The 22,359-nt window shown below is 71.9% G+C and carries 22 protein-coding genes; 3 read left to right on the top strand and 19 right to left on the bottom strand.

Features of this window, described 5'->3' with window-relative positions; genetic code table 11:
- The first annotated feature begins 26 nt into the window (after positions 1–26).
- Entirely contained in the window at positions 27–551 is a 525-nt protein-coding gene (locus OHS18_RS40295; protein ID WP_328443423.1) for a general stress protein, read from the top strand.
- A 507-nt stretch (positions 552–1,058) separates the two neighbouring features.
- Here the strand turns inward: OHS18_RS40295 and OHS18_RS40290 are convergent.
- The 4 genes from OHS18_RS40290 to OHS18_RS40275 form a co-directional block, all read right to left on the bottom strand.
- Entirely contained in the window at positions 1,059–1,964 is a 906-nt protein-coding gene (locus OHS18_RS40290) for an alpha/beta fold hydrolase (RefSeq protein ID WP_328618661.1), read from the bottom strand.
- Between the two features lie 185 nt (positions 1,965–2,149).
- Positions 2,150–3,376 (bottom strand): HAAS signaling domain-containing protein, encoded by a 1,227-nt coding sequence (locus tag OHS18_RS40285; RefSeq protein WP_328614326.1) that lies wholly within the window; start codon positions 3,374–3,376, stop codon positions 2,150–2,152.
- The gene (locus OHS18_RS40280) at positions 3,373–3,696 is read right to left on the bottom strand and encodes a PadR family transcriptional regulator (RefSeq protein WP_328443429.1); all 324 of its coding nucleotides are present in this window, start codon (positions 3,694–3,696) and stop codon (positions 3,373–3,375) included. The genes OHS18_RS40285 and OHS18_RS40280 overlap by 4 nt, the downstream gene beginning before the upstream one ends.
- 88 nt (positions 3,697–3,784) lie before the next feature.
- Complete coding sequence (locus OHS18_RS40275) at positions 3,785–4,228, bottom strand: Lrp/AsnC family transcriptional regulator (protein ID WP_328443432.1); 444 nt, start codon at positions 4,226–4,228, stop codon at positions 3,785–3,787.
- 69 nt (positions 4,229–4,297) lie between these two features.
- On the opposite strand from OHS18_RS40275, the gene OHS18_RS40270 reads away from it, so the two are divergent.
- Entirely contained in the window at positions 4,298–5,221 is a 924-nt protein-coding gene (locus OHS18_RS40270; RefSeq protein ID WP_328614325.1) for an SMP-30/gluconolactonase/LRE family protein, read from the top strand.
- Positions 5,222–6,077: 856 nt separating this feature from the next.
- Here OHS18_RS40270 and OHS18_RS40265 read toward each other — a convergent pair.
- The 13 genes from OHS18_RS40265 to rsmD all read right to left on the bottom strand — a co-directional run bounded on the left by OHS18_RS40265 (position 6,078) and on the right by rsmD (position 15,650).
- On the bottom strand, positions 6,078–7,256 hold the full coding sequence (locus OHS18_RS40265; RefSeq protein ID WP_328443439.1) for an MAB_1171c family putative transporter: 1,179 nt from the start codon (positions 7,254–7,256) through the stop codon (positions 6,078–6,080).
- Positions 7,253–7,750 carry a hypothetical protein gene (locus tag OHS18_RS40260; RefSeq protein WP_328459042.1) on the bottom strand — a complete coding sequence of 166 codons (498 nt, stop codon included), beginning with the start codon at positions 7,748–7,750 and terminating at the stop codon, positions 7,253–7,255. Before OHS18_RS40260 ends, OHS18_RS40265 begins: the two co-directional genes overlap by 4 nt.
- A gap of 613 nt (positions 7,751–8,363) precedes the next feature.
- Positions 8,364–8,795, bottom strand: coding sequence for a helix-turn-helix domain-containing protein (locus OHS18_RS40255; protein ID WP_328443441.1), 432 nt, complete (start codon positions 8,793–8,795; stop codon positions 8,364–8,366).
- Between the two features lie 58 nt (positions 8,796–8,853).
- A complete protein-coding gene (gene mutM / locus OHS18_RS40250) occupies positions 8,854–9,723 on the bottom strand; it encodes a bifunctional DNA-formamidopyrimidine glycosylase/DNA-(apurinic or apyrimidinic site) lyase (RefSeq protein WP_328443443.1) in 870 nt (289 codons plus the stop codon).
- 209 nt (positions 9,724–9,932) lie between these two features.
- On the bottom strand, positions 9,933–10,694 hold the full coding sequence (gene rnc / locus OHS18_RS40245) for a ribonuclease III (protein WP_328614324.1): 762 nt from the start codon (positions 10,692–10,694) through the stop codon (positions 9,933–9,935).
- Positions 10,695–10,707: 13 nt separating this feature from the next.
- Complete coding sequence (rpmF, locus tag OHS18_RS40240) at positions 10,708–10,890, bottom strand: 50S ribosomal protein L32 (protein WP_247062158.1); 183 nt, start codon at positions 10,888–10,890, stop codon at positions 10,708–10,710.
- Positions 10,891–10,960: 70 nt separating this feature from the next.
- Positions 10,961–11,569 carry a YceD family protein gene (locus tag OHS18_RS40235; protein WP_328443448.1) on the bottom strand — a complete coding sequence of 203 codons (609 nt, stop codon included), beginning with the start codon at positions 11,567–11,569 and terminating at the stop codon, positions 10,961–10,963.
- 77 nt (positions 11,570–11,646) lie between these two features.
- Entirely contained in the window at positions 11,647–12,375 is a 729-nt protein-coding gene (locus tag OHS18_RS40230; RefSeq protein WP_328443450.1) for a DivIVA domain-containing protein, read from the bottom strand.
- An 89-nt stretch (positions 12,376–12,464) separates the two neighbouring features.
- A complete protein-coding gene (locus OHS18_RS40225) occupies positions 12,465–13,142 on the bottom strand; it encodes a hypothetical protein (protein ID WP_328443452.1) in 678 nt (225 codons plus the stop codon).
- Positions 13,142–13,642 carry a SigE family RNA polymerase sigma factor gene (locus tag OHS18_RS40220; RefSeq protein WP_328614323.1) on the bottom strand — a complete coding sequence of 167 codons (501 nt, stop codon included), beginning with the start codon at positions 13,640–13,642 and terminating at the stop codon, positions 13,142–13,144. The genes OHS18_RS40225 and OHS18_RS40220 overlap by 1 nt, the downstream gene beginning before the upstream one ends.
- Positions 13,643–13,709: 67 nt before the next feature.
- Positions 13,710–14,414, bottom strand: coding sequence for a ribonuclease domain-containing protein (locus tag OHS18_RS40215; protein WP_328614322.1), 705 nt, complete (start codon positions 14,412–14,414; stop codon positions 13,710–13,712).
- A 136-nt stretch (positions 14,415–14,550) separates the two neighbouring features.
- Positions 14,551–15,036, bottom strand: coding sequence for a pantetheine-phosphate adenylyltransferase (gene coaD, locus OHS18_RS40210; RefSeq protein ID WP_328443458.1), 486 nt, complete (start codon positions 15,034–15,036; stop codon positions 14,551–14,553).
- 53 nt (positions 15,037–15,089) lie between these two features.
- Positions 15,090–15,650, bottom strand: coding sequence for a 16S rRNA (guanine(966)-N(2))-methyltransferase RsmD (rsmD, locus tag OHS18_RS40205; protein ID WP_328443460.1), 561 nt, complete (start codon positions 15,648–15,650; stop codon positions 15,090–15,092).
- Between the two features lie 123 nt (positions 15,651–15,773).
- Here rsmD and OHS18_RS40200 point away from each other — a divergent pair, with 123 nt between their 5' ends.
- A complete protein-coding gene (locus OHS18_RS40200) occupies positions 15,774–17,891 on the top strand; it encodes a HelD family protein (RefSeq protein ID WP_328443462.1) in 2,118 nt (705 codons plus the stop codon).
- A 194-nt stretch (positions 17,892–18,085) separates the two neighbouring features.
- Here the strand turns inward: OHS18_RS40200 and OHS18_RS40195 are convergent, their stop codons facing one another.
- Together OHS18_RS40195 and OHS18_RS40190 are read right to left on the bottom strand one after the other, a co-directional pair.
- A complete protein-coding gene (locus OHS18_RS40195; RefSeq protein WP_442875309.1) occupies positions 18,086–21,841 on the bottom strand; it encodes an nSTAND1 domain-containing NTPase in 3,756 nt (1,251 codons plus the stop codon).
- Positions 21,842–21,913: 72 nt separating this feature from the next.
- Positions 21,914–22,354, bottom strand: a complete 441-nt coding sequence (locus OHS18_RS40190; RefSeq protein ID WP_328614321.1) for a Clp protease N-terminal domain-containing protein — start codon at positions 22,352–22,354, stop codon at positions 21,914–21,916.
- Positions 22,355–22,359 lie beyond the last annotated feature (5 nt).

Below are 22,359 nucleotides of genomic sequence, written 5' to 3'. Positions count from 1 at the left end.
TGTACGGGGCAAGAGAGGTGAGATCGATGACCACAGCATTCACGCAGAGCACGATCGGGCAACAGCAGCAGGCCCGGCCTCAACTGCCGACCCTGCCCACGGGCTGGCCCATCGGTTCGTACGAGTCCTACGAGCAGGCACAGCGCGCGGTCGACCACCTCGCGGGCACGGACTTCCCGGTCACCGACGTCACGATCGTGGGTGTCGAGCCGCTGCTCGTCGAGCGCATCGCGGGCAAGATGTCGTGGAGCAAGGTCCTGGGCAGCGCGGCGATGTCCGGCGCGATGTTCGGCCTGTTCCTCGGCCTCGTGCTGAGCCTGCTCAACCCGGGCGCCGGAATGGTCCCGATCGCGATCGGCCTGATCGCCGGGCTCGGGTTCAACCTGCTGTTCGGCGCCCTCGGCTACGCGGCAAACCGCAACAAGCGCGGGTTCATCTCGCAGAGCCAGCTGGTCGCCCGCCGCTACGACGTCCTGTCCCAGCCGCGCAACGCGGAGAAGGGACGTGCGCTGCTGGCGGACCTGGCCGCGCGAAGCGCGTTCGGCCACTGACGGCTCCAGTCCCCGAAGGCCACCTCCCACGATCGGGAGGTGGCCTTCGGCGTGCCTGGCACCCAAGTCTCCGAAGGCCACTTCCCGCTCGGGAGGTGGCCTTCGGCGTCCCCTCGCAGGTGCCCCGGGGTCGTTCCCGGGGTCGTTCCCGCGCAAAACCGTCGGTGCCCGCCGGTAACGTGGGAATTCAGGGGGTGCTCGATCGGCTCTCCCGGCCCCCACCTGCGCGCCGGCGCCGACCGGTGCCGCGTTCGACCGTTCGCACCCCGTCGAACGGCCGCCGAGCGCGGCGGCGGGCTCGCGCGAGCGGTGGATTCCGGCGTCCAGGGGCGGGCTCATCAGCTCCGCGGTCGCAGGTCGTGCGCGCTCGCCCAGCGACTTCCGGACTCAGGCCGTGACACGCGCCAACGGTGACTTCCGGACGCAAGCGGCTCCGGACCGCCGGGACTCGACCGCGACCACCCCTGACTGTCGGTGCCCGCCGGTAGCGTGGAAAACGGGGGCTGCTCAGGTGCCGGACGAAACCGTCGGGGTGTCCGGCGCGTCCTCCGGGTCCGGCAGCTCCGCCGGGCGGCCCGAGCGCAGCAGCTCACCCCACCGGGACCGGTCGTGGCGCGCCGGCGGGGTCGACGTCAGGAACTCGCGCAGGATCTCCAGGAACCGCTTCGGGTCGGAGCGGTGCGGGAAGTGCCCGGCGCCCTCGAACAGCACCAGCCGGCTGCCCGGCATCGCCTGGTGGGCCCGCAGCGCGTGGCCGCTCGGCACGACGACGTCGTCCGTGCCCCACACCAGCAGCGTCGGGATGCCCTCGGTCAGGTAACACCGGTCGAGCATGTTGACGACCTGGCCGCGCCAGTCGACGACCGAGCGGAGCGTCCGCAGGAACGCCGTCCGGCTGCTCGGCTGCAGGAGCCGGACGTAGCGCGTCAGCACGTAGTCGAGGTCCGGGCCGAGCCCGAGGCCTTCGGAAATCCGCAGCAGCTCGGCGAAACCGCGCATCGCGGCCAGCGCCGGCTTCGTCCCCAGCAGCGGCATCACCAGCCCCGCGCCGGGCGCGGCCGCCAGGCGCAGCAGCGGGTGGACGCTCGCGCCGACCCCGCCGGAACCCACCAGCACCAGCCGCTCGCAGCGCTCCGGGAACTGGTACGCGAACTGCATCGCGACGCCGCCGCCGAGCGAATGCCCGACCACCGTCACGCGGTCGACGTCCAGCGTGGTCAGCAGGTCCCGCATGCCGCACGCGTAGGCGGCGACCGAATAGTCCGCGCGCGGCTTGGCCGACGCGCCGTGGCCGAGCAGGTCCGGCGCGATCACCGTGTAGTCGCCGGACAGCGACGCCAGCAGGTCCAGCCAGGTCGACGAGTCGTCGCCGATGCCGTGCAGGAACAGCAGGGCCGGTCCGCGCCCGGCCATCCGGTACGCGCGTTCGTACCCGTGGACCACCCGTATCCGTGGGGCGAAGGTGTCCGCCCCGATCCCCGTGAGTGCCGGCACCTGTCCAGATCACCACGCCCGCGTTCGCGGCACGTTTCGGGCAGGTTCGGATCGGGTGAACGCCAGGAGCGGCCCCGACCTCCGCTCCTGGCGTCCGTTCCCCCCTACTTCGTCGGCGTCGTCGTGGGTGCCGGCGTCGACGAAGGAGCACTGGATGACGGTGAGGGCGGCGCCGTCACCTTCGGGATCGCCGCGCTGAACGGCACGTTCGGGTCTTCGCGGCAGGCGGAGCGGTACCCGTTGTAGCCGTCGAAGTTGCCCTGGTCGTCGGTGACGCCCTGCTGGATCCGCGGCCGCGGGAACCGGTTGTCCGACCCGATCTTCTCCTTGGTGCCGGACGAGCGCTCGCAGCCGTAGCGGGTCAGCGTGATCGGCCGGCCCTCCTCGTCGTAGAGGTAGACCTCGGTCAGCGGCTTGCCTTCGGCGTCGAAGGCGTAGACGTTGCCGATCGACTGGCCGCCGTAACTCAGCTGGTCGTTGCCGTACCGGTCGGACGACGACGGGTAGTACGACGACGCGCTCTGGTAGGCGTTGCGGTTCGAGATGAGGTCGACCGCCGCCCCGAACCCGCCCAGCGACCCGCCGATGACGAACGCCGAAACCGGCACCGCCACCCACAGCAGCCGCCGGTCGGCGCGCAGCCGCGGCCCGGCCCACACGGCCGCGACCCCGGCGACGAGCAGGAACGGCAGCAGCAGCACGGCTTCCCGGTGCCGCAGCATGAGCAGCACCCCGAAGACGAGCAGCGCGAGGGCGCACAGCACCCACCACGCCGGCTTCAGCGAACCGAGGTAGCGCAACGCTTTCCCGCCGTCCTCCTGCTCGCGCAGCCTGCCCATCGACGCGCGCAGCCGCGCCAGCTCCGGCAGCGCCAGCACCGGCTCGACGCCCCCGCGCAGCAGGAGCGCCAGGCTGATCAGGAAGACCGGCGCGGGCAGCACGATGAAGATCAGCGCGTCGGGCTCCACGTTCATGGCGGCGGCGAAGGCGATCAGCGTGAGCGCCGCCGCGCTGATCACCAGGCCCCACAACGCGATCCGCGGCTTGAACAGGCTCGGCGACGCCGGCGCCGTGGTCAGCACCGTGGTCGCGCCCTCCGCCGGCTGCGGGTACCCACCGGACGCCCGCAGCTCGGCGGCGTAGCTCTCGGGCGTGCCGAGCCGTTCGATGAGGGCCTCGACGCGCGCGCCCTCCCCCAGCTCGGCCTCCAGTTCCGCCAGGTGCGGGCGGACGTCCTCGAGGATTTCTTCGATCTCGCTCGCGGGCAGGTCGGCGAGCGCGGTCCGGACCCGCGCCAGATACACCCGCACGGCGGTCGGCTTGTCGCTCATGCTGCCTCTCCCAAAAGCGCGTTCATCGTCGAAGCGAAGCTGTGCCAGGTCTTGCCCGACTCCGCCAAGCGGAGCCGGCCCGGCTCGTTCAGGCTGTAGTACTTGCGGTGCGGCCCCTCTTCACTGGGCACCACGTACGAGGTGAGCAGGCCGGCCTTGTAGAGCCTGCGCAACGTCCCGTACACCGACGCATCCCCCACCTCGTCCAGGCCTGACGCCCTGAGTCTTCGCAGGACGTCGTACCCGTAGCCGTCGTCCTCGCGGAGCACCGCGAGGACGGCGAGATCGAGCACACCCTTGAGCAGCTGACTGATCTCCACTGCACCCTCCAGTCGTACGCTTAGGAAGGTACCACGCATTGCGCAGTAGTGCGCACGGCGGAGGGCCATCCGGCAGGGCGTCACGGGATCAGCCGGGGTCGATCGGCCGCTCGAAGAAGGACTCCAGCACGACGATCGTCTGCGTCCCGGTGACGCCGTCGATCGTGAACAGCCGCCGCAGCGCCGCCTGCAGCTCCTCGGTCGACGACGTCCGCACCTTCACCAGCAGCGACGCCGGACCCGCGACGACGTGCGCCTCGACGACTTCGGGCAGCGCTTCGAGAGCGGCCTTCACCGAGCTGTCCCCCATCCAGGCGTTGGCCTCGACAAGGACGAACGCCGCGACACCGCGACCGACCGCGGCCGGGTCGACCTCCACCGTCGTCCGCCGGATCACGCCCTGTTCGCGCAGCTTGCGCACGCGCTCGTGAGCCGCGCCGGCCGAGAGCCCGACCGCCCGGCCGAGCGCGGTGTACACCTGCGCCGCGTCCCGCTGGAGTTCTGCCAGCAACATCCGATCCACGTCATCCACCTCTTGACCATATCAGGTTCGGTGTACCATGATTGTGGCGGGATGAGGTTCGGACACAGGAGGTGAGCGATGGATCTGGTCAAGGCGGAGTTCGAGGTGCTCGACGAGCGTTTCGCGCGCATCAACGGCGACGAGTGGATGCAGCGCTTGCACACGGGCTGCCGCTGGACCGAGGGGCCGGCGTACTTCCCCGCCGGGCGCTACCTGGTGTTCAGCGACATCCCGAACGACCGCACGCTGCGCTGGGACGAGACGACCGGGCAGGTCGGCGTGTTCCGGCAGCCGTCCGGCTACGCGAACGGGCACACGGTCGACCGGCAAGGCCGGCTGGTCAGCTGCGAGCAAGGTCCCCGGCGGGTGACGCGCACCGAGCACGACGGCTCGATCACCGTGCTCGCGTCACACTTTCAGGGGAAAAAACTGAACAGCCCCAACGACGTCGTCGAGCACTCCGACGGCTCGATCTGGTTCACCGACCCGAGTTACGGCATCGACAGCGACTACGAGGGGTACCGCGCGGAGAGCGAGATCGGCGCCTGCCACGTGTACCGGGTCGACCCGGCGGACGGCGAGGTGCGCATCGTCGCCGACGACTTCTCCCGGCCGAACGGGCTCGCCTTCTCGGCCGACGAGTCGCTGCTGTACATCGCCGACACGCGCCAGGAACCCAGTCACCTCAGGGTGTTCGAGGTGCGCGAAGGCGGCACACTCACCGGCGGCGAGATCTTCGCGACGTCCGACGGCGGCGGTTTCGACGGCGTACGCGTCGACAGCGAGGGCAACATCTGGGCGGCGGCACACGACGGCCTGCACTGCTTCGCCCCGGACGGCACCCGCATCGGCAAGCTCCGCATGCCGGAGGTCTGCTCGAACTTCACCTTCGGCGGCGCGAGGCGGAACGAACTGTTCATCACGGCGTCGAGCTCGCTGTACACACTGCGGGTCACGGTGAACGGGGCCCGCTACCCGGGAGGGGGAATGTCAGGGACATAAAGGCTCCGCTGCTTTCGCTCGGCCGGCCGAGCGCCTGGTTCAGCTGCGGCCCGCGGTGCCGAACTCCGGTTCCCCGAGGCTTGTGCGGCCGGTTCGGCGGGTCCGCGCGGCGGCGCGGACTTGGTGCGAGCAGCGTGGCGTTACCGAGGTTGACGCCGGGCGGTGGGACGACCCAGTGCTGCGGTCCGAACCTCATCCAGCAGCGCAACGCAGCCAGAACCGAAGCCGACGGGCCGTGGGTCCACTCAGCGCTGCGGTCCGAACCCCGTTCAGCAGCACTGCGCAGCCAGAACCGAAGCCGGCGGGCGGTGGGTCCACTCAGCGCTGCGGTCCGAACCGCGTTCAGCAGCACTGCGCAGCCAGAACCGAAGCCGACGAGCGATAGAGCAGCCGCGCCGCGGCCTGAACCTCCTGCAACAGCGCAGCGCAGCCAGGACCGAAGCCGACGGACGGTGGAGCAGCCGAGCGCCGCGGCCTGAACCTCGACCAGTTCAGCAGCGCGGCGCCGCTGGGACTGGAGTCGGCGCGGGCGGGCAGCGGGGCCGGTTGAAGGCAGTCGTCTGAACCTCGTTCGGCAGCGCGCTGCTAGCACCGAAACCAGCGCCGCGCGAGGTGGGTCAGCTGAATACCGTGGGCCGAACCTCGTTCAGCAGCGCCCCGCAGCTGACACCAAACCTGCGACAGCGGTGGCGGTGGCGGTGGCGGTGAGCCGATCACCGCGGGCGTGGGCTCGTTCAGCGGCGCGCAGCTGGTACCGAAGCCAGCACCGGCGCGCCACGGAACAGCTGCGCGACACGGTCCGAATCTCGTTCAGCAGAGCCCGCAGTTGTGACCGGAGTCGGCGACGGCGGGCGGGTCAGCTGAGCGCCGCGGTCCGGACTTGGTTCAGGAGCGCGCCGCGGCGCCAGGCGCGGCTCACCCGGACCAGCCAGGCCGCCTCGGCCACGACGTCGGCGTCCGCGTCGGCGCTGTGTTCCGGGTCCTCGTCGGCCGGGGCGAATCTGCGGCCTGCGCGCTCGGCCTCGATCGCGGCGGCCAGGGTGACCGCCTCGACCGTTGCCGCGAGGTCGGCTTCGGGGACTCCCGCGCGCCGGGCTTCCTCCTCCGCGCGGGCCGGGAGCTCCGGGTCGAAGTGGGCGCGCAACGCCAGGTGGCCGTCGCGGATTTCGATCACTCGCCGGTACAGCGCGAATTCGGGGCCGCCCGTCAGCTCGTGGCCCGGGTTGAGCGCGATGCCCGGGACCGCCGCGTGCAACGCCGTCCACAGTGGCTCGATGCGGCGGTACGCCCGGTACGCGCGCACCCGGCCGAGGACCGATGACACCGACGGTGACCACGCGCTCAGCGTCGCCCCCGCCGTGAGGAAACAGACGGTCGCCGCTCCGAGCACCGAGGACGGTACGTCTTCGCGGGCGCCGATCCGGGACGTCTGCGCGAGCAGGCGGACGTCGTCGATGTCCCAGAGCGTCCACGCGAACGCGGCGCCGACCCCGATCACCAGCAGCCAGAGGCCGGCGCGCAGCGGGCCCGGCTCGGCGTGCCGCGCGCTGCGGACGAACACCGTGATCAGCAGGGCGAGGCTGGTCAGGCCGTAGACCAGGAACACGGCCTGGTTGCCCAGCGCGAACGGCAATCCCCTCTCCGACACAACCGTGTCGTCGCCGATGCGTTTCGGCCCGGACAGGGCATAACACGCGGCGAGCAGCGCCATCGCCGTGCCCGTGAACAACGCGTGCGGGGCGAGCCGGGCACCTTCGCCGCGCCACACCGACTGGCTGAACGCGACCGCGAAGCCGAACGCGCCGAGCTTCAGCTCGTCACCCGCCAGGGGCGCGATCCAGTCGAACACCGGACCTTGGCCGACCAGGGCCTCCATCGCCGGGGTCAGCACGACGATGCCGGTGGCGATGCAGATGCCGAACCCGGCGAGGAACCACATGGTGCGCACCGGCTGGCTGCGGCGCGCCTCGATGAGCTTGTACCCGAACCCGGCGAACGCCACCACGCATAGGTGATAGGCCAGGGTCTCGATCACGGTGCGCGACGCCGGGGCCGGCCGCCGAACAGCGTGTCGAAGCGCCGGACGCCGTCCGGGACGTCGGCCGCCGGTTCGCGCGGCTCTTCCGGCCGCACGACGCGCTGGGCGAGCAGGCTCGCGACCAGTTCGGCCTCGCGCTCCTCGACCTCGGTGTAGGTGGTGCGGCCGAGGACCCGCCGGACCAGCTCGGGCGAGAGGTTCGGCATCAGCTGCCGCCCCGCGGCGGCGTCGATGGCCGCGCCGTCGGCGCCGGCGCCGGACCCCGTGTGCCCGCACAGCAGGTGCCCGACCTCGTGCAGCAGGATGTGCCGCCGGTGCAGGGCGGTCGTGTTGGTCGGGTAGAGGATGTAGTCGGCGCGTTCGGTGCTCATCAGCAGCCCGCACGGCGCGCCTTCGGGTGCGCTGACGGGCATCAGCTCGATCGGCCGCCCGCGCCCGGCGGCCAGCCCGTCGACGAACGCCTCGGCGTCGAACGGCTCCGGCAGGCTCACGGCATCGGCGACCTCACGTGCCCGCCGCCACAACGCGCGGCCCGGCCGCCGCCCGGAGAGCCGCAGGGACGGTCGTTTCGCCACGTCAGCTCTCCTCGCCATCATGCCGCCACGGCCGGATCGGTCCGGCAGGCGATGACGCGGGCCCGCTTCGGGAAATCCGGTTTTCGTCCGCACCGCCATGCCGACCCCGCGAACCTACCGCGACAACGGGCGCGCCGGGGCCACCACGTCAGTTCTGACCTCACCGCAAAGCCCGAAGTGTGCCCGCACAACCCCGGTGCCGACGGCTCCGGTCGGCTCATCACGGTACCTGCGTGGTCGTTCACCTCTGCTGATGTGTCGGTGTCCGCTCCTTGCGGGCTCGAATGGCCCGGCGCGGCCCGAGTTCCGCCGCGTCAGCTCTGGCCATCGCGACACGTGCCGTATCCCCCACTGCGCGGACAGTCAACGCATGTCTGTCGCGGGCCTGGAATCTGCCCACGACAGCCCGAGTGCCGCTGCGTCGACTCTCGCCCATCGCGACCTGGAGCGGCCCCGCGGTCCGATCAGCGGCCGGCAGCTCCGGCCTTCTCACGATCCCCGAAGCTCGTGCGGCGAGCTTGCCGCCGCGTCAGTTCTCCTTCTTGGGGCCGCGGCTCGCTTCTCTGCGGGCGATCGCGTCGATCATGTCGCTGATCGTGTCGAGGCCGTCGGCGGACAGGGTCACCGCTCGCAGGGCCAGGTCGCGGACGCCCGCGTCGCGCAGGGCTCCCAGCAGGGCCAGCTCGTCGGCGATCTTGCGGCTCTGCTCGTCGTCGAAGAAATATGCCGGGGGGACGCCGAAGAACTGGGCGAGGGCTTCCAGGTGGCGCTTGGTCGGGTTGGTGCGCCGGCCCGTGCGCAGTTGCCACAGGTAGGTCGTCGAGAAGCTCTCGCCGGTCGCCTCGCGGCAGGCCGTGGCGACCTCCTCGTTGCTGTACGGCTCCCGATCGGGCCTGCGGACCACGTGGAACAGCTGGTCGACCTTGTCGGCCAGCGTCGACTTGCCGGGCTCCTTGACCACGTTGCACTCCCTCAGCTACCAGGCGTATTCATCCTAGCTGAAAGGTGAACAGCTTTTATCAACGCGAGTTCACCCTCGGCCGGGGCTGGCACCGCGGGCACGTGAACGACGAGCGGTTCATGAACGGTTCCCGCCGGATCGGCGAGCCGCACCGGTGGCACGGCAGGCCCTCCTGGCCGTACGCGTCGAGCGAACGGTCGAAGTAGCCCGACTGCCCGTTGACGTTCACGTACAGCGCGTCGAACGACGTGCCGCCCTGGCCCAGGGCCGCGTTCATCACGTCCGACGCCGCCGCCAGCAGCTCGCGGCACTTCGCCAGGGTGAGCTTCTCCGTCGGCCGCGCCCAGTGCAGCTTCGCGCGCCACAACGCTTCGTCGGCGTAGATGTTGCCGATGCCCGAGACCAGGGTCTGGTCGAGCAGGGCGCGCTTGATCTCGGTGCGGCGGGAACGCAGGGCCTTGACGGCCGTGTCGAGGTCGAACGCCGGGTCCATCGGGTCGCGCGCGATGTGGGCGATCGAGCCCGGCAGCAGCACGCGCTCGCCGATGTCGGTCAGGTCGTCCAGCACCAGGCCGCCGAACGTGCGCTGGTCGACGAAACGGAGCTCCGGCCCGTCGTCGTCGAAGCGCAGCCGGACTCGCAGGTGTTTCTCGTCCGGCGCGCTTTCGGGCTGGACGAGCATCTGCCCGCTCATCCCGAGGTGCGCGACGACGGCTTCCTTGTCGGACAGCTCGAGCCACAGGTACTTGCCCCGCCGCCGCGCGGCTTCGACGCGGGCACCGATGAGCCGGTTGGTGAAATCGTCCGCACCCAGCACGTGCCGCCGGATCGCCCGCGGGTGCAGGACCTCGGCCTCGCGGATGGTCCGGCCGGCGACGTGCGCCTGCAGACCCACGCGGACGACTTCGACCTCGGGAAGTTCGGGCATGAGCACATTGTGCCCCGCAGGTACGACACTTCTTCGAGGGTGCCCTGGGGGAAGCCGGCGCGCGAGCGATGCGGGCCGGAAGCCGGTGCCGGCCGGGAAGGAACCCCGGAAACGACGACGAATCCGCCTGTCTCCCAGCGGTTCGTGGCGGATGGCCACGACGCCGCTGGGATACAAGCGGATCAGTCCCGAAGCTCAGGACACGAGGTTCAGGCGTCCTCGTCCGGCTTTTCGGCCGGCTGCTTCTCCGCCTCGAGTTCGGCGGACAGCGAACGCCAAGCCGTCTCGGCGGCCTTCTGCTCGGCTTCCTTCTTCGTCGAACCCGAACCCGTGCCGAGAGGACGGCCGCCGATGAGGACGGTGGCCGCGAACTCCTTGCGGTGGTCCGGGCCCGTGTCCTCGACGCGGTACTCGGGCACGCCGAGACCGGCCGACGCCGTCAGCTCCTGCAGGCTGGTCTTCCAGTCGAGACCGGCACCGCGCAGCGGGGCTTCGGCGAGCAGCCCGTCGAAGAGGTGGTGCACGAGCTTGCGGGCGATCTCGATGCCGTGGGCGAGGTAGACGGCACCGATGACCGCTTCCAAGCCGTCGGCGAGGATGCTCGCCTTGTCCCGGCCGCCGGTGAGCTCTTCGCCCTTGCCCAGCAACAGGTGTGCCCCGAGACCGCCCTCGCCGAGCCCACGGGCGACCCGGGCCAGCGCGTGCATGTTGACGACGCTGGCTCGGAGCTTCGCGAGCTGCCCTTCGGGCAGGTCGGGGTGAGTGGTGTACAGGTGATCGGTGACGACCAGGCCGAGCACGGCGTCACCGAGGAACTCCAGCCGCTCGTTCGGCGGCAGGCCCCCGTTTTCGTACGCGTACGAACGGTGGGTCAGCGACAAGCCGAGCAGCTCGGGGCCGAGTGTGACCCCGAGCGCCTCGAGCAACGGCGCCGTGTCGGCTGGTGGTCCCCCGGGCGTCTTGCCCCCCATATCGGCTACCCGATCAGGCGGGCTCGACGACCTGGCGGCCGTTGTGCTGGCCGCACGACGGGCACGCGATGTGCTGGAGCTTCGGCTGCTTGCAGGCGCGGTTGGAGCAGGGCACCAGCTGAACCGGAGCCGCCTTCCACTGGCTGCGGCGGGCGCGCGTGTTGGATCGCGACATCTTCCGCTTCGGGACGGCCACGAGTAGATCTCCTTAAGACGGTCTGCTCGCGGTGCGAGCGAACTTTCCTCACCGACGAGCTGGACACTCGTCAGGCTTGCTCTTGCTCAGCGGGGTCCTGCGCAGGCTTTTCGCCCGCATTCTCGTCGAAGCGCTCGACCAGTGCGGCCCACCGAGGGTCTATCTTCTCATGCCCGTGTCCGGGCTCGAGATCGGCCCACTTGACGCCGCAGTCGATGCAGAGCCCGGCGCAGTCCTCGGTGCACAACGGCGCCAGGGGCAGGGCCAGGACGACGGCGTCGCGGACGGTCGGCTCGAGGTCGATCCGGTCGTCGATCAGCCGCGGGATCTCGTCCTCGTCGGTGGTCTCCTCGGTGGCCGACCCCGGGTAGGCGAACAGCTCCTGGACCTCGACCTCGACCTCCTCGATCAGCGGGTCGAGGCAGCGCGCGCAGTTGCCCTTCGCGGTCGCCGTGACCGTGCCGCTCACCCACACGCCCTCGACGACGGATTCGAGGAGCAGGTCGAGCTTGAGTTCGGAACCGGCGTCGATGGTGATGACGTCGGGGACGCCAAGCGGCGTCTCCGCCGGCACAGTGCGCTGAAGAGCGCGGCTGAGGCCGGCGTGACGGCCAAGCTCACGGGTGTCGATCACCCACGGGCTGCGGTCGTCGAGCTGGGGGGTCTTGTTCTCGGACATCCCGTCCAGAGTACGCACGGGGTGCCACCCCTTTCGAGCTGGCACCCACGCACGTCACGCAGCCGCTGAGAGGCTGGTCACACCTGATAGTCGTAGAGCGTCGGGCGGCCGCCGCTGTTCGGCAGGTTCGCCGGGGAGCGCAGGTGGTTGCGGCCCGAGTCGACCGTGCGCAGCGTCGTCGCCAGCAGCTCCGAGAACTCCGCCAGCTTGCCGTCGACGTACGCGTCGCAGTCGCCGCGCTGGCGGTCCGCTTCCGCATGGGCTTCGTCGACGATGCGGGCCGATTCGGCGTGGGCCGCCTGGACGACCTCCGTCTGCGCGACCAGCCGGGACTGCTCGGCGCGGCCGTCTTCGATGGCGCGGTCGTAGGCGTCGCGGCCGGCCTGGATCATCCGCTCCGACTCGCCGCGGGAGCGGTCGGTGAGGTTCTGGTACTCGGCCTGGCCCGCCGCGACCGTGCGGTCGGCCTGGTCGTGGGCGTCGGCGAGCATCTGCTCGGCGCGGGCCCGGGCGTCGGCCAGGATGCGCTCGGCCTCGTCGGTGGCCTCGGCGATCGCGCGCTCGGCTTCGGAGTTCGCGCCCGCGACCGTTTCACCGGCCTCCTTGCGGGCGGCGTGGATCAGGTCGTCGCGCTTGTCCAGTACGTCCTGGGCGTCGTCGACCTCCGCCGGCAGTGCGTCGCGGACGTCGTCGAGGAGTTCGAGGACGTCGCCGCGGGGCACCACGCAGCTGGACGTCATCGGGACGCCGCGCGCCTCCTCGACGATGGTGACGAGCTCGTCGAGCGCCTCGAAAACCCGGTACACGGCAACTCCAATCCCCTGTCGCTGAGACCAGTCTGCCCTCATCCGGCGCCGAAGCGGTGAAGGCGCACGGCGCCGGGCGTGTCCGCGCTTCACGACAGGGTGAACGCCGGATCGGTGATCACCTCCGTGAGCTGCTCGCGGGTCAGCTGGACCGAGTCGGTGACGCCGGGGGCGCTGTCGCCGGCGTCGGTGACCGTCACCACCGAGCCGTCCGGGCGGGCCAGGACTCCGTTGAAGCCAGGCAGCTCACCTGCGCCGTCGAACCCGGAGATCGCCAGGAGCGCACCGTCCGGCATCTTGTCGCACGGCCTCCTCGCGCAGGCCTGGCCGAGCGGCGTGACGTCCGGCGCCGCCCGGTCGCCGCGGACGGTGAGCTGGAAGGTGCCCGGGCGCCCGGCGGCGTCGACGAAGGTGGCCGTCGCGCTCATCCGGTCCGGGCCGACGGAGTCGGCGGTCGACGCGCCCACGCTCAGGCTCCGCAGGCCGGGGAACAGCCGCGTGACGGCGTCGGTCAGCCCCTGGCGGACCCGCGCCTGCTCGGCGAGCGAAGGCGGCGTAGGCGGCCCGGCCGGGGGCACCGGGGCCGGCGCCGCCGGGACGAACACCGCCACGGCCGCGACGACCGCGCCTGCGGCCAGCGTCCCGGCGATGCCCGCGGTCCGCCGCCGGGTCTGCTTCGCCGCGCGGTCGGCCACCTCGTCCGGGTCGAACCCGAGCGGCGGCTCCACGAGGGCCACCTCGCGCAGGCGGGTCTCGATGTCGGTCATCACGCGCTCCTCTCCGCGGTGTGCTCGAGCACACCGCGCAGGGTTTCGAGCCCGCGCGAGGCCTGGCTCCGGACGGTTCCTTCCGAGCAGCGCAGCACCGCCGCGACCTCCGCGACCGGCAGGTCGGCGCAGTAGCGGAGCACGACGGCGGCGCGCTGCTTAGGCGGAACTTCGGCGAGGGCGCGCAGGAGGGGATCCGAGATGCCGGTCTCGAGGGTGAAGGAAGGCAGGTCCGGCACGACGCCGTCGCGGCGTTCCCGGCGGCGCCACGGCCGCCGCTGCTCGTCGAGCCAGCAGCGCAGCAGGACCCGCCGGGCGTAGTTGTCGACGGGCCCGCGGCGGGTGATCCTCGGCCAGACCCGGTGGAGCTTCAGGAGTGCGTTCTGGACCAGGTCCTCGGCCAGGTGCCAGTCACCGCAGAGCAGGTAGGCCGTGCGCCGCAGCGTCAGTGCCCGCGCCCGGGCGAACTCCCGGAAGTCCGCGTCGTCCCCAGCACGCATCCGTGCCTCCCTCGTCCGTGTTCCGGTGTACCTCACGGACGAGGGGGCACGGCGCGTTGCACGGGGGTCAGGAATTCAGGTCGATCGCCTTGAAGGTGACGTAGTGGTCGGGGGTGTAGGCCAGCTCGCCGGCCTTGCCCGAGATCACGCGGTCGTTCGTGCCGACGCTGAAGAGCTGGTAGTAGCCGGACGCGCAGGCCGGGAGCACGCCTTCGCGGTTCTCGTAGGTCGTGCCGGTGGACGCGCCGCCGCGGACGTTGTCCACCACGGTCTTCGCGGCCGCCGAGAGCCGGGAGTAGCCGATCTTCGCCAGGCCGGACAGGTCGCCGCACTGCTGCGTCGGCGTGCCGCCACCGCCGATGTCGATGACCTGGAAGGTGGCGTAGTGGTCGCCGGTGTAGAAGTACTCGCCGGCGCCGCCGGTCACGATGCGGCGCGTGCCGCGGTTGCTCGCGCCCGGGGTCGGCACGGTGTACTCGTGGTAGTAGCTCGTCGCGCAGGACGGCAGGATGCCCTCCCGGTTGTCGAAGACGACGCCGTCGTTCTGCGGGTAGGGGAACGGCCCGCCCTTCTGGATGAGGTTGTACGTCGTCGTGGCCTCGGCGGGCAGCGACGAGAGCGCCTTGTGCGTGAACCCGGCGAGGTCGCCGCACTGGTTCTGCGCCGCGACGGCCGGTACACCGGTGACCGCCTCGGCGGCGGTGACCCCCATGGACAGTGTGGCCAGGAGCGCGAAGACAACCGCGACCAGGCGAGATCGGTAGTTGGTCATTTTCGGACCGTAACTCGATCGAGTGATCGTCAGAAGACGGGAACGTGAACTCCGCCGCTCCCGGCGCGAAGTCCCGACGTTCGTAGGGGGCCGATCGACGGGAACCGGGCGCGCGGGGGTCGCTTGTGGAGGGTGCTCAGCGGCCGAGCTTGGGGAACTTCGCCGCGAGGCGCTCGTAGACGATCGCCGGGACCAGGTTCTCGACGTCGCCGCCCAGGGCCGCGACCTCCTTGACCAGCGAGCTCGACACGAACCCGTACGCCGGGTTGTTCGCCATCAGCAGCGTCTCGACGCCGGTGAGCTCGCGGTTCATCTGGGCCATCTGCAGCTCGTAGTCGAAGTCGCTGACCGAGCGCAGGCCCTTGGCGATCGCCGCGATGTCGTTGTCGCGGCAGTAGTCGACCAGCAGGCCTTCCCACGAGTCGATCCGCACGTTCGGCAGCTTCGCGGTGATCTCGCGCAGCATCTCCAGGCGTTCTTCGAGCTCGAAGAGGCCCTTCTTGCTCTTGTTGACCCCCACCGCGACGACGACCTCGTCGAACAGCCGGCTCGCCCGCTCGATGATGTCGAGGTGCCCGTTGGTGGCCGGATCGTAGGAACCGGGACAGACCGCACGCCGCATGGCGCGGACGCTACCGTGCCCGGCGCTCCCCCGCGCGCTCCTTGCCGGATGCGTCACACACCGGCGGTGTACTCGGCCCAGTGGACCGCCGTGTCGCCGTACTTCTTCGCGCGGGTCGGCTCGAAGCCGGGAGGCCACCCGGGCGCGCCGTCACGCGCGGCGCGTTCGACCACCACCAGCGCGGACGAACCCAGCCAGCCGCTCGAGGCCAGCGCCGCCAGCACCTTCCGCAGCGCGCCCGCGTCCACGATGTAGGGCGGGTCGGCGAGCACCAGGTCGTACGACCGCGGCGCGGGCGCGGCGACCACCGCCTCGACCGGGGCGGCCCGGACGGTGCCGCCGAGGCCCAGCGCCGAGACGTTGTCGCGCAGCACCTCCACGGCACGCCGGTCGGATTCGACGAACAGCGCGTCGGCGGCGCCGCGGGAGAGGGCTTCGAGGCCGAGCGCGCCGGAGCCCGCGTAGAGGTCGAGCACGTGCGCGCCGTCCAGCTCGCCGGCCGTCCCGAGGGCGTTGAACAGGGCTTCCCGCACGCGTTCCGACGTCGGCCGGGTGCCCTTCGGGGGCACCTTCAGCCGCCGCCCGCCCGCCGTCCCGGCCACGATCCTGGTCACCCCCCGATTGTGCGGGGAGGACCCGGAGCACTCATGGCCGGGACACGGGTGAACCCGCCGGGCGCAACGCGTAGAGTCGTTCTTCGCCCTCGGAGGCGATCCAGAGCTGTCAAGGAGCCATGCGTGTCGGAACCTCGGGTCAGACGGGCCGAGATCGCCATCGAACAAGCCCACGTCGATCGCGTGTACACCCGTCTGGACGAACTGCGCACCCAGGCCGAGGCGATGCGCACCAAGGGCTACGAGATCGGCCAGGGCGCGCAGCGCGAGGCGATCTTCGAGCAGGCGTCGATGCTGTTCGAGCGCGACATGATGGTGTACCACGCCAACCAGACGCTGCAGTCGCTCGACGCCGAGTACGAGGGCCTGGTCTTCGGCCGGCTCGACCTGCGCGAAGACGACGAACGCGTCTACGTCGGCCGGCTCGGCATCCGCGACGCGGAGTTCGACAACCTCGTCACGGACTGGCGCGCCCCGGCCGCGGCGGCGTTCTACCAGGCCACCGCCGAAGAGCCGATGGACGTCGTGCGGCGGCGGGTGATCCGCTGCTCCGGGCAGAACGTGCTCGACGTCGACGACGACGTGCTGATGGCCGACGCCGTGCCCGAGGACATGCAGATCGTCGGCGAAGGCGCGCTGATGGCCGCGCTGGGGCGTTCGCGCGGCGAGAAGATGCGCGACATCGTCGCGACCATCCAGAAGGAGCAGGACGAGGTCATCCGGGCGCCGTGGCGCGGTGTCACGGAGATCACCGGCGGGCCGGGCACCGGCAAGACCGCCGTCGCCCTGCACCGCGCCGCCTACCTGCTCTACCGCCACCGGCGTCAGCTCGGCGGGGCCGGCGTGCTCGTGATCGGGCCCTCGGGGGTGTTCACCAGCTACATCTCGCGCGTCCTGCCCTCGATGGGGGAGACGAACGTGGAGCTGCGCGCGCTCGGCGAGGTCCTCGACGGCCTCGACGCGACGCGGCAGGACGCGGCGCCGCTGGCCGCGATCAAGGGTTCGCTGCGGATCCGGAAGGTGCTGCTGCGCGCGCTGCGCGACACCCCGCCGGACGCGCCGGAGGAGATGCGGATCGTCTACCGCGGCGAGGTCCTCAAGCTGGACGCGCGCGAGCTGGAGAAGGTGCGCCGCAAGGCCCACACGCAGGGCGCGCCGCCGAACCGGTCGCGGCTGCGGGCGGCGGAGCTGCTGCTGGACGCGCTGGCGACGAAGGCCGAGGGGTACGCGAAGGCCGACGGCAAGCCGTTCGAGCGGGCCGACCTGATCACCGATCTGGGTGAGCGGATCGAGTTCCACCGGTTCCTGGTCGTGTGGTGGCCGGTGCTGTACCCGGCGCAGATCCTGAAGTGGCTGGGCGAGGAGAAGCGGCTCGCGGCGGCGTCCAAGGGCGTGCTGAACCGCCAGGAGATCTCGCGGCTGGCCGCGGACCTCGCGGACCGCTCGCGGGGCTGGTCGATCGCGGACGTCGCGCTGCTCGACGAGCTGCGCGTGCTGATCGGGCCGCCGCCGAAGCGCAAGCGCCGTCAGGTGATCGAGGGCGAGGTCGAGCGCGGCGGAGGCGGCACCACCCGGCCCGAGCACTACGACGAGTACTCGCACGTGGTCGTCGACGAATCGCAGGACCTCTCGCCGATGCAGTGGCGGATGGTCGGCCGGCGCGGCAAGTACGCGAGCTGGACGGTCGTCGGTGACCCGGTGCAGAGCTCCTGGCCGGACCCGGCGGAGGCGGCACAGGCGCGCGACCAGGCGTTCGGGATCAAGACGACCCGGCGGCGGTTCACCCTGCGCACCAACTACCGGAACTCGGCCGAGATCTTCGACCTGGCGGCCAAGGTGGTGGCCGGCCACGCGGAGGCGGGCGACCTGCCGGTGGCGGTCCGCAAGACGGGCGTCGAGCCGGACGTCCGCCCGGTCGAGGCGGCCGGCCTGGCGTCCGCGACCCAGGCGGCCGTGAAGGAACTGCTGGGCGCGGTCGAGGGCACGGTCGGCGTGATCACGGCGATGGACCGCGTCCCGGAGGTCGCGGGCTGGCTGGCGGACCAGGGGGACGAGCGGCTGAAGGTCGTGGGCAGCCTGGATTCCAAGGGCCTGGAGTACGACGCGGTCGTCCTGGTCGAGCCGATCGACCTGGTGACGGAGTCGACGACCGGACGCCGCGTGTTGTACGTGGCGCTGACCCGCGCGACGCAGCAGCTGACGGTGCTGGCCTCGAACCCCGACTGGATCCCGGCGGGCTGATCCCGAGCGGGCCCGGGCACGCTGAAGGGCTCCTTCGAGGGGCGGGAGGCAACTTCCCGTGCCCTTGAAGGAGCCCTTCAGACCCCCGGTCAATCGAACGTTCGTGGGACGCGTCCGTCCGAGGGCATGTCTAGTCGATCCGGGTTGTTCGGTGTCCGCGAGCGGCTACCGAACAACAACGCCGAACAACCCGCTCAGGGGCACGGCGGCCGGTAGTCCAGGCCTGGCAGGCTCGCCGTCCATTCGTCCGGGGTGACGCGCGGGGCCGCGATCGCGCAGATCCGTTCGGCCGCCCGGTCGGGATCCGTTTCCTGCACCCGGATCGTGCCGTCCGCGATGGCCGCGGCGAGCGTGTGGCCGTCCGGGGCGAACCGCACCGCGTAGACGCGGTCGCGTTCTTCGGGCAGGACGGCGCGCGGCGACGCCGTGCCGACGTCCCACAGGCGGATCGTGCGGTCGTAGCCGCCGGAGGCGAGGGTGCGGCCGTCGCCGCTGAACGACACCGCCATCACGATGTCCGTGTGCCCGGTCAGCACCGCCGGCCGGCGCGCGGGAGCGACGTCCCACAGCCGGACCGTGCGGTCGGCGCTCGCCGTGGCGAGCCGCCGGCCGTCCGGGCTGAAGGCGATCGAAAAGACCGTGTCCGTGTGCCCTTCGAGCTTGGCCAGCGGCTTCGGCGCGCGGGGTGCCGAGACGTCCCACAGCCGCGCCGTGTGGTCCCAGCCGGCGGTGGCCAGCGTCCGGCCGTCGGGGCTGAACGCGAGGGTGTGGACGTCGTCGGTGTGGCCCTCGAGCCGGGCGAGCTCCACCGGGTGCGCGCGGTCGGCGAGGTCCCAGAGCCGGGCCGTGTGCCCCTCGCCCGCGGTGGCCAGGAGCCGGCCGTCCGGGCTGAACGCGACGGCGTCGATGTCGTCACCCGGCCGGGAGAACACCACCGGCGGCCCGGGTTTCGCCGGATCGGTGATGTCCCGCAGCGTCATCGTGTGGTCCCAGCTGCCGGTGGCCAGCGTCCGGCCGTCGGGACTGATCGCGACGCCGCAGACCGCGTCGCCGAAGCCGCCGATCGTGGCCGGCGGCCGTGAGGTGCCCAGGTCGCGCAGCCGCACCGTCTTGTCGTAACCGCCGCTGACGAGCAGGTTGCCGGGGCCGAAGCTCACGTCGCACGCCTTGTCCGTGTGCGCGGGAATGCCGGGCCCGGGCAGGTCCCAGAGCCGGGCGGTCTGGTCGTCGCTGGCCGTGGCGAGGGTGCGCCCGTCCCGGCTGAACACGGCCGAGCCGACGGCGCCGGTGTGCCCCGGCAGCGGCGCCAGCTCGCGCGGCCGCCGCGGGTCGGCGACGTCCCACAGCCGGGCGGTGCGGTCGAAGCCGGTGGTCGCGAGGGTGCGTCCGTCCGCGGTGAACGCGACCGACCGCACGATCGCCTTGTGCGACGAGAGCGCCGAAAGCTGTGCCGGCCGAGCCGGGTCGGTGACGTCCCACAGCCGCGCGCTCTGGTCGGCGCTCGCCGTCGCGAGGGTGTGGCCGTCGGGGCTGAAGGCGACCGAGTGGACGACGTCGGTGTGCCCGGTCGCGACGCCGAGCAGGCGGCGGCCGCCGACGTCCCACAGCCGCGCGGTCTTGTCCGCCGACGCCGAAGCGAGCAGCTTGCCGTCGGCGCTGAAGGCCAGGTTGTTGACGTACGACGTGTGCCCGGTCAGCTCGCCCACCTGCTTCAGGCTCGCGGTGTCGTACAACCGCAGCGTGCCGTCGACGTCGCCGGTGGCCAGCAGCGGACCGGCAGGGCTGAACGCGACGGCGTACGCCTTGCCTTCGTGGCGTTCGACGATGACGCCGGGCCCGGGACGGCTCGGGTCGGTGACGTCCCAGACGCGCACGGTGCCGTCGAAGCCGGCGGTGGCGACGGTCCGGCCGTCGGCGGCGAAGGCGACGTTGTTGACGTTGCCGGTGTGCCCGGCCAGCGTGGCGAGCGGCACCGGGTGGTGCGGGTCGTGGATGTCCCACAGCCGGGCCGTGCCGTCCCAGCTCGCGGTGGCCAGCACCTGGCCGTCCGGGCGGAGGGCGACGGTGTTGATCCGGCCGGTGTGCCCGGTGAGGCGCGTCGAATACGGCGTCGCGAACATCCCGAGGACGGCGCCGCGCGCGTCGGCCGCCGGGTCGAGGCGGTACGCGGCCAGCGCGAGCTGCGCGGCGAGCGCGGGGTTGGTGGCGCGCATGGCCAGGGCCTGGCCGGCGACCTTCTGGGCGAGCGCGCTGTTGCGCTGGCCGGTCGCGGTGGACTCGGCGCGCACCGCGTAAGCCGTCGCGCCGACGGCGAAGACCAGCAGCACGGCCAGGAGCGCGACCAGCTGACGCAACCGCCGCGTGCGACGGCGTTCCCGCTGCTGCTCGGCGTGCTCGACGGCGAGGCTGGCGTCGAGGAACCGCCGTTCCCGCTGGGACAGCACGGAGTCCTGGCGCGCGGCCCATTCCCGCGCGATGGCGAGCCGGGTGCCGCGGTAGAGCCAGCCGGGATCGCGCTCGACCGACTCCCAGGCGTCGGTCGCCTCGGTGAGCTGCCGGTGCACGCGCAGGCCTTCGCGGTCCTCGGTGAGCCACTCGCGCAGCCGCGGCCAGCCGCGGATGAGGGCCTCGTGCGCGATGTCGATGCCGGTGTCGTCGAGGGTGACCAGCCGGGCCGCCGCCAGCTCGCCGAGCACGACGGCGGTGTCGTCGTCCTCGGTGTCGAGCTCGGCGCGGCTGATCCGGCGCTTGGTGTCCTCGGTGCCCTCGCCGAGCGCGGTCATCCGGAGGAAGATCTGCCGCGCCAAGCGTTGCTGACGCGCGGAGAGCGTGGCGAACGTGCCTTCGGACGTCTGCGCGACGGCCCGTTCGATGCCGCCGGTGGACTCGTAGCCGGCGAGGGTGAGCGTGGTGCCGCGGCGGCGTCGCCACGTCTCGAGCAGTGCGTGCGAGAGCAGCGGGAGCACACCGGGCTGGCCGGTGGCGTCCGCGACCAGCCGGGAGACGAGCGCGTTTTCGACGCGGTAACCGGCGTTGACGGCGGGGCGCGAAATGGCTTGCCGGAGCTCTTCGGTCGTCATCGGGCCGACCAGGACCTGCGCGTCCTGCATGGCTTCGGCGAGGTCCGCGTGGCGCGCGCAGTGGGTGTAGAAGTCGGTGCGGATGCCGAGCACCACCCGGGTCCGGCTGCCGGGTTCGGTGGTCGCGGTGACCAGCGCGGCGAGGAACGCGGCGCGCTCGGCGGTGTCCTGGCAGAGCGTGAAGACCTCCTCGAACTGGTCGACGACCAGGACGACGTCTTCGTCGCCGCGATCGGCGAGCTGCCGTGCGGCGAGGCCGAGGTTGCGCGGGTGGGCGGTGAAGTCGTCGAGCAGCGCGCCGGGCGTGACGCCGAGCGCGGCGGCGAACTTGACGGCGCACTCCTGCAGCGGCCGGGCGCCCGGGGTGAGCAGCACGACGTGGCCGGGGACGGCGGGCAGCAGGCCGGCGCGCAGCAGGGAGGACTTGCCCGAGCCGGACGCGCCGAGCACCGCGAGAAAACGCTGTCTCGCAAGGCGCGTGGTGAGCTTTTCGACCAGTCGTTCGCGGCCGAAGAACCGGCTCGCGTCGGCGGCTCCGAATGCGGCCAGCCCGACGTACGGCGGCGATTCCCCGGCTTCCGGCTCGGGTGGTGAATCGGCACCGGCCTGTTCGTCGGCGACGGCGTGCCAGCGTTCTTCCCATTCGCCGGACTCGCCGCCGCAAGCGCGGACGTAGGCCAAAGTGACGGCCAGGCTGGGAAGTTTCCGCCCGCCGGCGGCTTCGGAGAGCGTGCCGGCGGAGTAGTGCGCCCGCCGGCCGAGCTCGCGGTAAGTGGGATTCCCGGCACTCGCCCGCAATCGCCGGAGCTCGGCGGCGAAGTCGACGAGCAGGTCGTCCCCGGGATCCAGCGGTCGCTCCGGACGCGGCACCCGTCCTCCTTGGTGATTCCGGCGTGCCACACGCTATCCGGTCTCGCGCGACTCAGAGGGAAAAGCCGATTTTCACAATCGGCGCCGGACTTCTTCGCGATCGACGCCGAGCGCGGCGAACAGGTCCGCCGCCGGGTCCGGCGGGGTCACCGACAGCAGGACCCGCAGCAGCTCCAGCGGATCCCGGCGGCGCGGCACCCCGCGGATCGCCTCGTTGACCACCGCCCGGGCGTTCGACGTCAGCGCTCCCGGCGTCAGCTTCGCGCGTCTCCGCGGGACAGCCGCCGGGCGGAGGCTTTCGACGTCGATACCCAGCGCCGTCAGGGCTTCGCGGTCCAGGCGGTCGAGGGCGGCGTGGGCCGCGGCCAGGTCGACGCCGAGGGTCCGCGCGCAATCGGCGTTGTGGAGCAGGCCGAGCAGCAGGTGTTCGGTCCCCAGACGACGGTCGCCGCGGCGGCGGGACTCCTCCAGGGCCTCCGCGACGACCGAGGCGAACGGGCTCTTGGCGATCATCCGGG

The organism is Amycolatopsis sp. NBC_00355 (genome assembly GCF_036104975.1).
Classification (GTDB): domain Bacteria; phylum Actinomycetota; class Actinomycetes; order Mycobacteriales; family Pseudonocardiaceae; genus Amycolatopsis.
Note: the sequence above shows the minus strand (reverse complement) of the source record. Positions and strands in the feature narration are given on the sequence as shown.